Below are 14602 nucleotides of genomic sequence, written 5' to 3' on the forward strand. Positions count from 1 at the left end.
GGTTGCGGCTGGCGTACACCACCGCCGCCACGACCGCCGTCGCCGCGCTCGTCTTCCTGCTCCCGCTCGGCTGGGAGCTGCGCAACGACCACCGGGACGCCGCGCTGGCCACCGCCGCGCAGCGCACCTCGACGGTGGCCGGCGCGATCGCGGCCGGCGCCGGTGAGAAGGGTGTCGCCGCCGCGATCGCCGCGGCCGGGGGCGCACCGGTCGTGCACACGCCGGGCCTGGCGCCCTCCTCCGGGGGCCGGGCCGACGCCGGGCTGATCGACCGGGCCGCGGTCGCATCCGAACCGACCGTCGAGGACGTCGACGGCGGAACGGTCCGGCTCCAGCCGGTGACCGCCGGCGGCAAGACCCTGGTGATCGAGGCCTTCGTGCCGGACGCCGAGCTGAACCACCACACCGCGCGGGACTGGTGGCTGCTGCTCGGCCTGGCCGTGGTGCTGGTCGGCGGCGCCGTCGTGGTGGTGGACCGGCTGGCCCGCGGCGCCGTCGGCTCGGCCCGCAACCTGGTCGACGCCGCGCTCGCGGTCGGTGACGGTGACCTGGAGATGCGCATCCAGCCGTCCGGCCCCCGGGAACTGGCCGAGGCCGGTTACGCCTTCAACCGGATGGCCGACCGGCTGGTGACCTCGCGGACCGACGAGCGGGAGCTGGTCGCCGACCTGTCGCACCGGCTGCGGACGCCGCTGACCGCCCTGCGCCTGGACGCCGAGGCACTCGACCCGGACGACACCCAGATCATCGACCTCACCGCCGACGAGGTGGACCGCCGTCGCGGCATCCGGCGCATCCGGACCGCGATCACCACCCTGGAGGACGAGGTCAACCACCTGATCAACACCACCCGGCAGGCCGTCGCGGACCGGGTCGCCGCCGAGCCGGAGGACGGGCTCTGCGACGCCAGCGAGGTCGTCCGGGAACGGATGATGTTCTGGTCGGCGCTCGCCTCCGACCAGGACCGGCAGTACCGGGTGGTCGGTGCGCATCTGCGCATCCCGGTGCCGGTGGCCCGCGCCGAGCTGGCCGCCGCGCTGGACGCGGTGCTGGGCAACGTCTTCCGCTACACCCCACAGGGCACCGCGTTCGAGGTGGCGCTCTCCCGCCGTGACGGCTGGGTGGCGCTGCGCATCGACGACGCCGGCCCGGGCATCCCGGACCCCGAGAAGGCGCTGCGCCGCGGCCAGAGCCAGCAGGGTTCCACCGGATTGGGACTGGACATCGCCCGCCGGGTGGCTCAGGCTACCGGCGGCTCGGTGAGTCTGGACCGGGCCGTGATGGGTGGGGCGAGCGTGGTGATGATGCTGACCGACGCGGACGCCACCCCGAAACAACCGAGCCGGTTCGGCCTGGTCGGGCGGGGCCGGCCGACACGCGACCGCGACCCGGGACGACGACGCTGGCAACGAGGACGGGAATGAGCAAGGGCTTCCATCGCCGCGACCCCATCGAGGACCGTGTCCCCCGGAAGACACAGCGCTTGCTTATATCTGCTTTAAGAAGGTTCCCCTTCTCCGCGCAGGCTGGCAGTGTTCCGTTCGATCCCATCCGGCTTCCCGGATCGCAACCCGCAGCGCGTCCCCATCGCCGCGATTCGCGAAGCCAGCGCGCGGTGGGAGGCGGTCACCCCATGGACCCCTCCCACCGCCAACCCGCTCGACAAGGAGACGCCGTGTCCGCGCATCGCCGGCCGACGTTCCGCGGGTCGCCGCCTGGACGGCGCCGCGCGGCGGGAACCCCGAAACCACCACAGACACGCTCCGCTACCTTCCGGCTCCTTCCGGTAGCCCTCGGCCTGGCGCTGCTCGGCGTCGGCGGCGTGGTCGGCCCCAGCGTGATCAACTACGGTCCGTCGGAGGACGACTACGCGCTGACCGCGCTGCCCACCGACGCCCCCGAGCAGGGACTCGTCTACAGCGGCCTGAAACTGGCCGCGTCCGGCTCGGTCTGCGCCGGGGCGTACCTGGTGTTCGAGGAGACCTGCACGCACGGCCCCGACCCGGCGCCGGACGGTCTCGCGGTACGCCGTGACGTCGCCCCGGTGACCGCAGGCAGTGACGAGGTGACCGTGGTCCGCCGGGAGACCGGTGGGGTTCCCGGCGACGCCGAGATCGCCCGCGACCTGGGTGGCAGCGCGATCACCGCGGACGCGCCGGCCCTGGTCCCGGACGCCGCACCCGGCCAGGCCGACTTCATCCTCGGCCCGGACGACGTGGCCTGCGCCGGCGACGGCCGCACCGGCAAGCGGGTGCAGCTGCTCTACCTGCACGAGTCGGCGTCGGCCAGCCGGTACGGCATGTTCCTCAACTCGTTCCGCACCTGGGCGGCCGGGGTGGACGAGATCTACGACGCGAGCGCCGGGGAGACCGGCGGATCGCGCCACATCCGGTACGTGACGACGCCGGAGTGCCGGCCCGACGTGGCCGAGGTGCAGCTGCCGGACGGTTCGCTGCGCTCGTTCGCCTCCACCATCGACGCGCTGCGGAGCCTCGGCTACAACCGCGCCGACCGCAAGTACCTGATGTTCGCCGACACGAAGCTCTACTGCGGCATCTCCACCTACGTCAACGACACCCGTCCCATCCGCGGCAACCGCAACAACGGCGGCCCGTCGTACTCCCGGGTCGATGCCGGCTGCTGGAGTGCCGCGATGGCCGCCCACCAGCTGACCCACGCGCTCGGCGCGGTGCTGTCCGACTCGCCGAACGCGACCGGCGCGGGCAGCTGCCTGGACGAGTACGACCTGCTGTGCGGCAAGGACCGGACCGGCAAGCCGGTGAAGAACGTGTGCCCGAAGAAGAACGACAACCGCCTCGACTGCGGTCACGACGACTACTTCAGCACCAACCCGGAGCCCGGCAGCTACCTGGCCACCCACTGGAACGTGGCGCTGAGCGAGTTCCTGCTGCGCAGCGACGGTGGCGACGACATCCCCGACGTGCCGGGTGCCGCGGTGCCCGACCAGGGCCCGTCGGCCACGCCCCCGTCGGCGAGGCCGTCGCCGGCCGGCCCGGCGGCGAGTGCACCGGCTCCGGACGGGAGCGCCGGCACCTCGCCGAGCCCGAGCGCCTCGGTGAGTGCTCCGGCCATCCCGGACCCGGGTGCCTCGACGACGCCGCCGGTGGTGGCGGTGACCCCGGTCGCGCAGCACCGGCCGGACACCACTCCCGCGCCCGGCACCGGCGACAGCGACGGTCTCGGGGCACCCCCCGGTGTCACCAACGACGGTGTGCAGGCGGTGCTGGAGATCCGCGAGGCGACGAGCGGTTCGGTCCGGCTGATCTGGAGCGCCGCCGCGAAGGACACCGACTACGAGGTCCTCGTCGACGGCGAGCCGGTGGCCACCACCCGCGCCACCCGGGCCCGCCTGATCGGGCTCCGGCCGGATGCGAAATACCGGGTCGAGGTCCGCAACCGCAAGCGCGGCTACCTCGCCAAGGGCACCGCGGCGACGGCGCCGGCGGCCCGCCCGGTGCAGAACTCGTGGTTCGTGCTGACCAACTCGCTGACCGGCGGCGCCGCCGACCTGTACGCGGCCCGCTCCACCGACGGCACACCGGTCACCCTCGGCAGCGACGAGGGCGGCACCCAGCAGCAGTGGCAGCTGGTGCCGGCCGGCAACAACAGCTACTCGCTGGTGTCGAAGGCGAGCAACCGGTGCGCGGTCCCGCTCGGCGGCCGCGCGGTCGCCGGGGCACCGCTGGTGCAGGGCGACTGCCAGGCCGGTACGGCCGGCCGGTGGACGTTGCGGGAGTCGGCGTACGGCTTCACGATCCGCGCCACCACCGGCGATCTGGTGATCGGGGTGGGCGCACAGCGCTTCGGCACGCAACGCGTGCTGGTACTGCAGGAGGACACCGAGCAGCGGCACCAGAGCTGGACTGCTGTGCCGGACTGACGGGAGAAGAAAGCGATGCCCGATGTGCTGAGTAGGCCGCAGACCGAGCCGGACGACAATCCGGCCCGGTTCACCCGGCGACGAGTGGTGCGATGGTTGACGATTCTCACCATCGGCACCCTGACGATGGTCGCCTGCTGGCAGGACCCGCTCTACCCCTGAGCCGCCCGGTAGGCGTCGATCTCGGCGATCAGGACGCTCTTGCCGGCCGCCGGCTGGAAGCTGTGCCGTACGGCGGCGCGGGCCAGGTCCGCGACGCCGTCCTCGTCCAGCTTCAGCAGCCGGGCCGCGGTGGCGTACTCCCGCTCCAGGGTGGTGCCGAACATCGGCGGGTCGTCGGAGTTGACGCTGACCGGGACGCCGGCCGCCACGAGTGTGGCGAGCGGGTGTTCCTCGATGTCGGCGACGGCCCGGGTCCGCAGGTTGGACGTGGGGCACACCTCCAGCGGGATCTGGTGCTCGGCGAGGTGGGCCATCAGCCGCTCGTCGCGGGCGGCGGCGATGCCGTGGCCGATGCGCTCGGCGCCCAGTTCGCGCAGGGCGTCCCAGACGGTCTCCGGCCCGGTGGTCTCGCCGGCGTGCGGGACGCTGTGCAGCCCGGCGGCGCGGGCCTGGTCGAAGTACGGCTTGAACTGCGGCCGCGGCACGCCGATCTCCGGCCCACCCAGCCCGAAACTGATCAGGCCGTCGGGTCGCTCGTCCAGGGCGATCCGCAGCGTCTGCTCGGCCGCGGGCAGCCCGGCCTCGCCCGGGATGTCGAAGCACCAGCGCAGGTCCACCCCGAAGTCGCGGGCGGCACCGAGCCGGGCGTCCTCGATCGCCTCGCAGAACGCCTTCGCCGCGATGCCCCGCCGCACGCTGGAGTACGGCGTGACGGTCAGCTCGGCATACCGCACGTTCTGCCGGCCCAGCTCCCGGCCGATCTCGTAGGTGAGCAGCCGGACGTCCTCGTCGTCGCGGATCAGGTCGACGACGCTCAGGTAGATCTCGATGAAGTGCGCGAAGTCCCGGAAGGCGAAGTAGTCGGCGAGCAGCGCCGGATCGGCCGGCACCGGTGAACTGCCCTCGTGCCGGGCGGCCAGCTCGGCGACGATCCGCGGTGACGCCGAGCCGACGTGGTGGACGTGCAGCTCGGCCTTGGGCAGGCCGGCGATGAACGACGTCAGGTCGGTCAAGATTTCTCCCTAGTCAGATGGAGGCCACCACGAAGATACGGCGGAAGGGGAACGCCACGAGGCCGTGCCGCTCCGGATGGTCGGCGATGATCCGTTCGGCCAGTTCGGCGCGGAAGGCGGCCCACGCGTCGTCGTCGAGGGCCGCGCGCACCGGGCGCAGGGCGGTCCCCTCCATCCAGCGCAGCACCGGGTGCTCCTGTCCGGTCTCCCAGGGCAGCAGGTGCAGGTAGGTGGTCTCCCACGCGTCCACGCTCGCCCCGGCCGCGGTCAGGGTCTCCGCGTAGCCGGCGGCGTCGGAGACGGGGTCGGCCCGCAATCCGACCGGCGACAGCTCCCGGGCGGCCCGGTGCCCGGGGCTGTCGAAGTTGCCCGGCACCTGCATCGCGAGCCAGGCCCCGGGCGGGAGCTCCCGCACCCAGCGGGCGAGCATCTCGCGGTGTCCCGGCACCCACTGGAGGGCGGCGTTGGTGACGACGACGTCGACGTCGGGTTCCGGGCTCCAGCCGGCGATGTCACCGCGCCGGAACTCGACCGGGCCGGCCTCGGCGGCGGCTTTGGCGATCATCTCGGCGGACGAGTCGATCCCGGTCACCCGGGCGCCGGGCCAGCGCCCGGCGAGGGTCCGGGTCAGGTCGCCGGGCCCGCAGCCCAGGTCGGTGACGGCCCGGGGCCGCTCGGCACCGATCCGGGCGACGAGGTCGAAGAACGGACGGGAGCGCTCGGCGCCGAAGCGGCGGTAGATCGCGGGATCCCACATGGCAACCTCCTAAACCGTACGTACGTCTTGTTTGAAGTTACCAGCTGAGCGGTAGGGTCACGAGGTGGAAAAACGAAGCTTCCGTAGGCTGGGCAGGACCGTCGGCGTGGTGGGTCTCGGTGCCTGGCAGCTCGGTGCCGACTGGGGGCAGGTCAGCGAGGCCGACGCGCACGCCACCCTCCAGGCCGCCGTCGACTCCGGGGTCACCTTCATCGACACCGCCGATGTGTACGGTGACGGCCGCAGCGAGCAGATCATCGGCTCGTTCCTCGCCGATCACCCGGACCTGACCGTCTTCACCAAGATGGGCCGCCGGCTCCCCCAGGAGCCCGCCAACTACCACCTGGACAACTTCCGGGCGTGGACCGACCGCTCCCGGGCCAACCTCGGCGTGGACACGCTGGACCTGGTGCAGCTGCACTGCCCGCCCACCGCCGTCTTCAGCTCGGACGAGGTCTACGACGCTCTCGACACGCTGGTCGAGGAGAAGCGGATCGCGGCGTACGGCGTGAGCGTCGAGAAGGTCGACGAGGCACTCGCCGCGATCGCCCGGCCCGGAGTCGCCAGCGTGCAGATCATCCTGAACGCGTTCCGGCTCAAGCCGCTGGAGCGGGTGCTGCCGGCCGCCGCCGAGGCCGGGGTGGGCATCATCGCCCGGGTGCCGCTCGCCAGTGGCCTGCTGTCCGGGCGCTATGACGAGAGCACCACGTTCGGCGCCGACGACCACCGCAACTACAACCGGCACGGCGAGGCGTTCGACGTCGGCGAGACCTTCTCCGGTGTGGACTTCCGGGTGGGCCTGGAGGCGGTGGGCCGGCTGCGCCCGCTGGTGCCGGCCGGCGCGACGATGGCGCAATTCGCTCTCCGCTGGATCATCGATCAACCGGGGGTCACGGCCGTGATCCCGGGTGCCCGTAACCCGGAACAGGCACGGGCGAACGCGGCGGCGGCCGACCTTACGCCACTCCCGCCGGAAAGCCGGGAAATGATCACTGCGGTCTACGATGAGTTGATTCGCCCACAGGTGCACGACAAATGGTGAACAATGAAACCGAGCCACCGCGGTTGAGAGGCTGGCTCACCATGTCCCTCGGTCTGCTCGCCGTCGTACTCGGTGGCGTGTGGACGCTTCAGGGCTTGGATTACCTGGGCGACAGTCTGATGAGCGGGCAGACGGTGTGGGCGGCGGTCGGCGGCGCGCTGATCGTTGTCGGACTGGCATTGATCGTCGTGGGGATGCGCCGGCGTTCCAGCGGACAGCACTGAGGTCCACCCGCGCGGGCGGACCGACGAAAGAGGCCCCGCACCTCGGTGACGAGGGTGCGGGGCCACGGTCGGGCCGGCCTCCGCCAGGCGGCCGGCGACCGGTCTCACGACCGGTTTAGATAAGGTCTCAGAGCGGGCGAACCTGCTCCGCCTGGGGGCCCTTCTGGCCCTGGGCGATCTCGAACTCGACCCGCTGGTTCTCCTCCAGAGTGCGGTAGCCGCTCGTCTGGATGGCCGAGAAGTGGACGAACACGTCAGCACCCCCGCCGTCGACGGTGATGAAGCCGAAGCCCTTGTCTGCGTTGAACCACTTCACGGTTCCTTGCGCCATGCTGAACTCTCCTTCTGAAAATGCCGGCCCGCCCAACCGCGGCAGCGCGGGGCCGATGACCGTTTTCGAGCAGCGGTACCGCGAGGCGGCCTTTCAGAGGACGTCCCGTCCACTCGGCCCTCGCGACACCTGGCGCCCCTCCCGGGATGGGGCCGGCGTCCCGTGGGCCCAGCAGAAGCTAGCGAACCACGTACGCAAAAACTGGCCACACTGTACCCGAAAATCGGGCCGCAAAGCTGCCCCTCGAAGGAATCCAATAATGGGTGACCGATATGGAAAAGGCCCCCCACTTCTTACCGAACGAGTCCGGTACGAAGCGGGAGGCCGCCAAGACAGTTGTCTATACAGAAGATGATCTAGTCGGGCCACGTGCCGGTCAGTTTGTGGGTGGTGATCACGCCCCCACGGTGGACCGCAGCCTTCACCAGTGAGAAGATCGCGCCCTGCAACGCGGCCGCGGTGAGGATCTCGCCCCAGCTTCGATCCGGGTCGCCGGCGTCCGGTGCGTCGTCCTCTCCGGCGACCAGCTTCCACACCTCTTTGAAGAGGAAACCAGCGGCCGCACCGGCGGCGAAACCGAGCGCCACGTTGACCGGCTTCAGTGCGACTTTCGAAAACTTGCCCGCCATCAGCGCCTCCCTCGGACGATCAGGATGATCCCGGCCAGTGCCGCCAGTCCGGCGACCACCAGCACCGTGGGCATCGGATTGGCTCGTACCCGCGATCCGGCCTGATATGCCAGTTCCCGCGGCGGGGTCTCGCGAACCCGGTCGGTCGCACCGGCCGCGGCCTCGCGCACCCGGCCGGTCATCGCGGCGGCCTGGGTCAGCACCCGCTGCTTGGTCTCCTGCACCTGCTCACGGGCGCGGGCCTTCACATCCGCGCGCGCGGCCAGCGCCTGCACCGTCGCGCCCAGATCGGCGCGGGTCTGCTTGATGTCATCGCGCAGCGCCGCCAGGTCCGGCTTCGCGGCGGATCCGTTCGTCTCTGTCATGCCCGGCTACGCTCCTTGACCGCGTGTTTCACTTCGTCGACATCGGCCTTGACACTCTCGATCGCGGCCAGCGGCTCCGGCGGGACGGCCCGGCTGAACTGCTTCTTGCCGACCAGCGCGAGCACGCCGGCGGTCGCGAAGAGCACCACCGTGACGATCAGGGCGGCCAGCCAGAGCGGTAGGACCAGGTCCAGGGCGATGACCACGGTCGCGATCGCCGCGCCCAGCCCGTACAGCCCCAGCGCTCCGGCGCCACCGAACAGCCCGGCGCCGATACCCGCCCGTTTGCCCTTCTCTGCCAGCTCAGCCTTGGCCAGGGCGATCTCGTCCCGGACCAGACGGCTCAGTTGCTCACTGGCCTGCTGCACCAGCTCCGCGGTCGACCTCTCGGCGGTCGGCCGGACGGGAACGCCGTTCACGACATCGGCCATCATGTCCCCCCTTTCCGTGTGTCCGGGGTATGCCCTGATCAGAGGTCTCTCAATCCTTGCTCTCCGACGCAACCGGGACGGGCCCTCCGAACACCACTCCGCGGGCTTCACCGTCCAGCCCGCCGCTGAAGACCCGGGCCGCGTCCGAGTCGGCATCGGCGTCCGCGACGGTGTCCGGCCGGTGCCGGCGGACCGGCTGGACCGGCACCGGCGCGGCCTGCTCGACCTCGGCGCGCATCCGCGGCACCGCGGCCCGCTGGTGCTGCCAGATCCAGCCGACCAGCCGCTCCCGGACCAGGCACCGCAGGTCCCACAGCGCCGCCGCGTCGTTCGCGCTGACCAGGGCCCGCAGGCGGATCCGCCCGTCGACCGCCTCGGTCACCTGGAGCACGCAGACCTTGCCGTTCCACAGGTCCGACTCCTCACAGACACGCCGCAGCTCGGCCCGCACCGGCTCGATCGGGGTGGCCCAGTCCACGTCGATCTCGGCGGTGCCGAGCACCGCCGACGACGTCCGCGTCCAGTTCTGGAACGGCTTGGTGGTGAAGTACGACGTGGGCAGGATCAGCCGCCGGTCGTCCCAGATCTGCAGCACCACGTAGGTCAGGGTGATCTCCTCGATCCGGCCCCACTCCTGCTCCACCACGACCACGTCGTCGACCCGGATCGCGTCGCTGAACGCCAGCTGGATGCCGGCGAACACGTTACCCAGGGTGCTCTGCGCGGCCAGGGCGGCGACCACGCTGATCACGCCGGCCGAGGCGAGCACGCTGGCGCCGAGCGCCCGGATGTCGGGGAAGGTCATCAGCATGACGCCGATGGTCAGCACCACGATGGCGGCAACGGTGACCCGGCGCAGCATCACCACCTGGGTCTTGATCCGCCGGCTCTTCAGATTGTCCGGCACGTCGGTGCGCCACCGGGCCAGTGCCATGTCCTCCAGCACCAGCAGGGTGGCGCCGACCAGCCAGGCGGCGGCCGCTATGCAGAGCAGCACCAGCGCGTGCACCACACCGGATCGTCCGTGGAAGTCACCGGCCCAGATCCGGACGGCCTGCTGCACCGTGGTCAGCGTGACGGTCGCCAGGAACGGCCGGTGCATGGTCCGGGCCAGGGCGGCGGCGAGCGGGTAACGGCGCCCGATCCGTTTGACGATCCAGTGGACTATCTCGACGAACACGATCGCCGCCCCCGCCGCGGCGGCGACGGCGAGCGGAGCTGTCACAACGCTGGACACTTGATCTCCTTCCCACGGGCGTGGTCACGGCCGGCGTCCAGCCTTGCCCGAGGGGGCGGACGGAAACACCGGTGGCGGCGGATGTCGGAGATAGCTCACATCCGCCGCCGGGGTTCCGTCCCGTGTCAGATCTTGCGGTACTTGGCCTGCGCGAGGCAGTAGACGCCGAACGCGGCGATACCGGCGGCGATCAGGACCAGCAGCCAGACACCCCAGGAGTAGCCGGCCAGCGTCTTCAGAGCGGCGTCCAGACCACGGGCCTGCTCCGGGGCGTAGTTGACGGCGGCGATCACCACGAGGAGACCGGCGATCGCGTACGCCACGCCCTTGGCCATGTAACCGGCCATGCCCAGGCGGACGATCGGCTGGCGGGTGCCGGCCGGCATCTGCTGGGTGTTGAGGTGACGGAGGAACTTCTTCTTCCAGCCGTAGTACGCCATGCCGACACCGATGCCGAGCACCACGAGACCGATCACGCCGACCAGGATGCGGCCGCTCTCGGAGGCCATCAGGCCGGAGGCGCCGCTCGCGTTGCTGTCACCCATCGAGGAGCCGGCGTCCTGGACCACCTTGATGGCGTTCCAGGCGAGGTAGCTGTAGAGGAGGGTGCGGGCGCCGGAGAGGATCCGCTCGGCCATGGCCCGGCGGTCCCGCGGCCCGCTCTCGCCGATCGCGGCCTCGAACGCCTGCCAGATCGCCATCGCGATCAGGCCGACGGCGATGATGATCAGCAGCGTCTTGCCGAACGGCTGCTTGGCGATGCTCTGGAGGGCTCCGGACTGGTCACTGTCCTGGTTGGAGCCGCCCAGGGCCACCTGCAGCGCGATCCAGGCGAAGAGCAGGTGGATGATGCCGTACCCGATGAACCCGCCCCGGGCCAGAAGCTCCAGGGGCTTGCTCTCGGCGGCCCGTGACGCGGTGTGCTTGACGTTCGAGGCTGCGGTCATGCCCCCCAATGTGACCAGCGGCGACGATCGTCAAACGTGGGCCGTCAGCGGGACACCTCGATCTGGATCGCGTCAGACGTCACGCTGGACAGCGAGACCTGGAGCCCGCCGACGTCGACGGCCTGCTGGCCCTTGGTGAGCTGGATCTGCTCGCCGGCCACGTCGAGAGTCACCGTGTTCTCGTCGGCGGAGATGAACTTGGCCTGCACCCCGAGCACCTCGACACTGGCGTTGGTCTCTCGCTTGATGTTGACGGTGCACTGGTCGAGGCCACAGCTGACGTCGTCACTGCACCCGGTGAGCAGGGTGAGGCCGAGGGCGGCGGAGGCGAGAGCGGCGGCGATGCGGCGGCGGGGCAAGGAGATCAACACCCTTCCCACGGTACGGGGTCCGAGCAAACCTAAGGTGGCAAGCGTGAGCGAATATCCGGTCCGCGACAACACCGCCGAGCACCGTTTCGAACTGAGCGTCGACGGCGAGGTGGGCGCACTGGCCACCTACCGGCTGCGCGACGGCGTGGTGAACATCCTGCACACCGAGACCGCACCGCCGATGCGCGGCCATGGCCTGGCCGGCGAACTGGCCCGGCAGACCCTCGACCAGATCCGCGAACGCGGCGACCGGGTCGTCCCGTCCTGCCCGTTCTTCGCCAGGTGGATCGAGGAGCATCCCGCCTACCAGGACCTGGTGGTCAGCCGCTGAGTCGCCGACGTCCCGCCCCGCCGACGTCTCGTGGACACGGCGGGGCGGGACGGTCCCCGGGAGGTGAAGCTCAGGCGGCGATCGGCTGCGGGGCCGGCTCGGGGACGTCCACCCCGGCGATGATCTCGGCGGCGGCCCGGCCCAGTGCCCGGGTCGCCCCGTGCGTGGCGATGTGCACCCCGCCGGTCACCGTGACCGGGATGCCCATCTCGACGACGATCGCGTCCGGCCGCGCCGCGAGGACCCCGGCCAGCGTCCGGTCGATCCACGGGTGGCGGTGCACGTCGCGGACCACCAGGACCAGCGGCCCCTCGCCCGCCCCGGCCAGCACCGGCACCGACGGGTCGGCCAGCGCCTCCAGGTCGGCGGCCTCGAACCGGACCGCGGTGGTGCCGGGCAGCAGCTCGGCGAGCGGTTCGCCGACCCCCCACGGGGTCTCGCTGCCGATCGCGATGTTGCGCGGCGGCGCGAACTCGACCACGTGCGGGATGCCGGTCACCGGCAGGGACGGGCTCGCGCCGGTGCTGGTCACCCGCACCGCCCGGCGCGCGGCCGCGAACCCGACCGTCGAGCCGAGCACCGCGACCTCGGTACCGGCCGCGGCGTCGGCGATCGCCCGGGCACCGGTCGCGATCTGCGTCCGGGTGGTCCAGGCGGCCAGCCGGCGGACCCGCGTGACGGCGTCGCGCAGCCGCTGCTCGGGGATCTCCCCGGAACGGACCGCCTCGACGATCGCGTCCCGCAACCGGATCGCGGTCTGCTCGTCGGCGTGGTCACCGCCCACGCAGATGGCGTCCACCCCGGCGGCGATCGCCCGGACCGCGGCGCCCTCCAGGCCGTAGCGGCGGCACACCCCCTGCATCTCGATGCCGTCGGTGACGATCAGGCCGTCGAAGCCCAGTTCCTGGCGGAGCAGGCCGGTAAGGATGCGCGGGCTGAGCGTGGCCGGCAGCTCCGGGTCCCAGGCCGGGACCAGCAGGTGGCCGGTCATCACCGACCGGGCACCGGCCGCGATCGCCGCCCGGAACGGGACCAGCTCGCACTCGGCCAGTTCGTCCTCGGTCCGGGCGATCACCGGCACGTCGTGGTGCGAGTCGACGGCGGTGTCGCCGTGACCCGGGAAGTGCTTGGCGCACCCGGCCACCCCGGCCGACTGGAGCCCGCGGATGAAGGCGGACGTGTGCCGGGCGACCAGGTGCGGCTCGGCGCCGAAGGCCCGTACCCCGATGACCGGGTTTCCGGGGTTGCTGTTGACGTCGGCGTCCGGGGCGTAGTCGAGGGTGATGCCGGCGTCGGCCAGCTCCCGGCCCAGATCCCGGGCGACCAGCTCGGTCAGCTCCGGGTCGTCGACCGCGCCCAGGGCCAGATTGCCCGGGCGGGAGCTGCCGTGCCGCGACTCGAACCGGGTGACGTCACCGGCCTCCTCGTCGATGGCAACGATCACATCGGGGTTCTCCGCGCGGAGCTGCGCGGTGAGGGCGGCCACCTGTGCGGGCGACTCCACGTTGCGGGCGAAGAGCGCCACGCCCCCGAGCCCGGTGCCGAGCCAGCGGCGGACCCAGTCCGGCGCGGTCGTTCCCACGAAACCCGGTTGCAGTACCGCAGCTGCCAGTTCCGGCAATTCGCCGTGAATGGACATGTGCCCCCGTACCTCCGATGCGTTCTGCTCCCCGTTACGGGGACCTATGTTCACACCCCCCGCAGACTTTAGTCAACAAACCTTTCTATTTGCTGTCACGTCCCGATCGCTAGGATGTGCACGTGCTCACTCCCCTCGCCGCAACGGGTGTCGACTGGTCCGAGGTGCATGCCGTCCGGCTCCTCGGCATCGCCCTGGCCGTGCTCTTCCTGCTCTGGGCGATCCGCCGCATGTTCGGAGGCAAATAGGGGTATCGGGGCGCCATGCGCATCGGATACTTCCTATCGAGCGAGGAGTACTCGCCCACCGAACTGATCGAGCAGGCCAAGGGCGCGGAGCGCGCGGGTTTCCAGGGCCTGTGGATCTCCGACCACTACCACCCGTGGGTGGACGCCCAGGGCCAGAGCGCGTTCGTGTGGTCCATGATCGGCGCACTGAGCCAGGCGACGGGCCTGCCGATCACCACGGCGGTGACCTGCCCGACCGTCCGCATCCACCCGGCGGTGATCGCCCAGGCCGCCGCCACCAGCGCGGTCCTCACCGGCGGCCGGTTCCGGCTCGGCGTCGGCACCGGAGAGGCGCTCAACGAGCACATCTTCGGCGACGCGTGGCCCGAACTCGACGTCCGCCTGGAGATGCTCGAAGAGGCCGTCGAGATCATGCGCGGCCTCTGGACCGGCGAGACGTTCTCGCACCACGGCAAGCACTACACCGTGGAGAACGCCCGGATCTACACCCTGCCGGAGAAGCCGGTCGAGATCCTGGTGTCCGGTTTCGGGCCCAAGGCCGTCGACTCCGCGGGCCGGATCGGCGACGGCTACGTCAGCGTCATGCCCGACGGCGACCTGGTCAGCCGGTTCCGGAAGGCCGGCGGCGGCGGCAAGGTCGCGCAGGGCGGGTTCAAGGCCGCCTTCGCCGGCACCGCGGAGGAAGGGGCCCGGATCGCGTACGAGAAGTGGCCCAACGCCGGCGTGCCCGGCGAACTCTCCCAGGTGCTGCCCTCCCCCAAGCACTTCGAACAGGCGTCCCAGCTGGTGACCCAGGAGATGGTGGCCGAGGCCTTCGTCTGCGGCAACGACCCGGAGCAGCATCTGGAGATGATCCGGAAGTACGCCGATGCCGGCTTCGACGAGGTCTACGTCGCCAACACCGGCCCGCACTACCAGGGCCTCTTCGACCTGTACGCCCGCGAGATCCTCCCGAAGATCGGATAGCCTCCCCT

At 71.3% G+C, this 14602-nt stretch carries 18 protein-coding genes; 8 read left to right on the forward strand and 10 right to left on the reverse strand.

Features of this window, described 5'->3' with window-relative positions; translation table 11 throughout:
* Window positions 1–2 precede the first annotated feature (2 nt).
* From BC793_RS04490 to BC793_RS50155, 3 genes are all read left to right on the forward strand, one after another.
* The gene (locus BC793_RS04490) at window positions 3–1424 is read left to right on the forward strand and encodes a HAMP domain-containing sensor histidine kinase (RefSeq protein ID WP_239170132.1); all 1422 of its coding nucleotides are present in this window, start codon (window positions 3–5) and stop codon (window positions 1422–1424) included.
* 251 nt (window positions 1425–1675) lie between these two features.
* On the forward strand, window positions 1676–3901 hold the full coding sequence (locus BC793_RS04495; protein ID WP_109589469.1) for an RICIN domain-containing protein: 2226 nt from the start codon (window positions 1676–1678) through the stop codon (window positions 3899–3901).
* Between the two features lie 15 nt (window positions 3902–3916).
* Window positions 3917–4063 carry a hypothetical protein gene (locus tag BC793_RS50155; protein ID WP_170167196.1) on the forward strand — a complete coding sequence of 49 codons (147 nt, stop codon included), beginning with the start codon at window positions 3917–3919 and terminating at the stop codon, window positions 4061–4063.
* On the opposite strand, the gene BC793_RS04500 is transcribed toward BC793_RS50155, so the two are convergent.
* Both BC793_RS04500 and BC793_RS04505 read right to left on the reverse strand, forming a co-directional pair.
* The gene (locus tag BC793_RS04500) at window positions 4054–5076 is read right to left on the reverse strand and encodes an adenosine deaminase (protein ID WP_109589471.1); all 1023 of its coding nucleotides are present in this window, start codon (window positions 5074–5076) and stop codon (window positions 4054–4056) included. The genes BC793_RS50155 and BC793_RS04500 overlap by 10 nt on opposite strands.
* Window positions 5077–5089: 13 nt before the next feature.
* Entirely contained in the window at window positions 5090–5833 is a 744-nt protein-coding gene (locus BC793_RS04505; RefSeq protein WP_109589474.1) for a methyltransferase domain-containing protein, read from the reverse strand.
* A 64-nt stretch (window positions 5834–5897) separates the two neighbouring features.
* Between BC793_RS04505 and BC793_RS04510 the strand changes: the two genes are divergently transcribed.
* Both BC793_RS04510 and BC793_RS04515 read left to right on the forward strand, forming a co-directional pair.
* Window positions 5898–6875, forward strand: coding sequence for an aldo/keto reductase (locus BC793_RS04510; RefSeq protein WP_109589476.1), 978 nt, complete (start codon window positions 5898–5900; stop codon window positions 6873–6875).
* The gene (locus tag BC793_RS04515) at window positions 6869–7099 is read left to right on the forward strand and encodes a hypothetical protein (RefSeq protein WP_109589478.1); all 231 of its coding nucleotides are present in this window, start codon (window positions 6869–6871) and stop codon (window positions 7097–7099) included. Before BC793_RS04510 ends, BC793_RS04515 begins: the two co-directional genes overlap by 7 nt.
* Before the next feature lie 127 nt (window positions 7100–7226).
* Here the strand turns inward: BC793_RS04515 and BC793_RS04520 are convergent, their stop codons facing one another.
* The 7 genes from BC793_RS04520 to BC793_RS04550 all read right to left on the reverse strand — a co-directional run bounded on the left by BC793_RS04520 (window position 7227) and on the right by BC793_RS04550 (window position 11410).
* On the reverse strand, window positions 7227–7430 hold the full coding sequence (locus tag BC793_RS04520; protein WP_011905669.1) for a cold-shock protein: 204 nt from the start codon (window positions 7428–7430) through the stop codon (window positions 7227–7229).
* Between the two features lie 356 nt (window positions 7431–7786).
* Window positions 7787–8059 carry a DUF4235 domain-containing protein gene (locus BC793_RS04525; RefSeq protein WP_109589480.1) on the reverse strand — a complete coding sequence of 91 codons (273 nt, stop codon included), beginning with the start codon at window positions 8057–8059 and terminating at the stop codon, window positions 7787–7789.
* Window positions 8059–8424 (reverse strand): DUF3618 domain-containing protein, encoded by a 366-nt coding sequence (locus BC793_RS04530; RefSeq protein ID WP_109589483.1) that lies wholly within the window; start codon window positions 8422–8424, stop codon window positions 8059–8061. Before BC793_RS04530 ends, BC793_RS04525 begins: the two co-directional genes overlap by 1 nt.
* Window positions 8421–8855 (reverse strand): phage holin family protein, encoded by a 435-nt coding sequence (locus BC793_RS04535; RefSeq protein ID WP_109590321.1) that lies wholly within the window; start codon window positions 8853–8855, stop codon window positions 8421–8423. The genes BC793_RS04530 and BC793_RS04535 overlap by 4 nt, the downstream gene beginning before the upstream one ends.
* Window positions 8856–8904: 49 nt before the next feature.
* On the reverse strand, window positions 8905–10092 hold the full coding sequence (locus BC793_RS04540) for a mechanosensitive ion channel family protein (RefSeq protein ID WP_109589486.1): 1188 nt from the start codon (window positions 10090–10092) through the stop codon (window positions 8905–8907).
* Between the two features lie 125 nt (window positions 10093–10217).
* The gene (locus BC793_RS04545; RefSeq protein WP_109589488.1) at window positions 10218–11039 is read right to left on the reverse strand and encodes a DUF1206 domain-containing protein; all 822 of its coding nucleotides are present in this window, start codon (window positions 11037–11039) and stop codon (window positions 10218–10220) included.
* Window positions 11040–11083: 44 nt separating this feature from the next.
* Entirely contained in the window at window positions 11084–11410 is a 327-nt protein-coding gene (locus tag BC793_RS04550) for a hypothetical protein (RefSeq protein ID WP_109589490.1), read from the reverse strand.
* A 43-nt stretch (window positions 11411–11453) separates the two neighbouring features.
* Between BC793_RS04550 and BC793_RS04555 the strand changes: the two genes are divergently transcribed.
* On the forward strand, window positions 11454–11741 hold the full coding sequence (locus BC793_RS04555; RefSeq protein ID WP_109589492.1) for a GNAT family N-acetyltransferase: 288 nt from the start codon (window positions 11454–11456) through the stop codon (window positions 11739–11741).
* A 70-nt stretch (window positions 11742–11811) separates the two neighbouring features.
* On the opposite strand, the gene BC793_RS04560 is transcribed toward BC793_RS04555, so the two are convergent.
* On the reverse strand, window positions 11812–13380 hold the full coding sequence (locus tag BC793_RS04560; RefSeq protein ID WP_109589494.1) for a glycoside hydrolase family 3 protein: 1569 nt from the start codon (window positions 13378–13380) through the stop codon (window positions 11812–11814).
* Window positions 13381–13502: 122 nt separating this feature from the next.
* Between BC793_RS04560 and BC793_RS52195 the strand changes: the two genes are divergently transcribed.
* Window positions 13503–13628, forward strand: a complete 126-nt coding sequence (locus BC793_RS52195; RefSeq protein ID WP_275413259.1) for a hypothetical protein — start codon at window positions 13503–13505, stop codon at window positions 13626–13628.
* A 15-nt stretch (window positions 13629–13643) separates the two neighbouring features.
* Complete coding sequence (locus BC793_RS04565) at window positions 13644–14594, forward strand: TIGR03557 family F420-dependent LLM class oxidoreductase (RefSeq protein WP_109589496.1); 951 nt, start codon at window positions 13644–13646, stop codon at window positions 14592–14594.
* Window positions 14595–14602 lie beyond the last annotated feature (8 nt).

Origin of the sequence: Actinoplanes xinjiangensis, assembly GCF_003148685.1 — a bacterium.
GTDB classification, from domain to species: domain Bacteria; phylum Actinomycetota; class Actinomycetes; order Mycobacteriales; family Micromonosporaceae; genus Actinoplanes; species Actinoplanes xinjiangensis.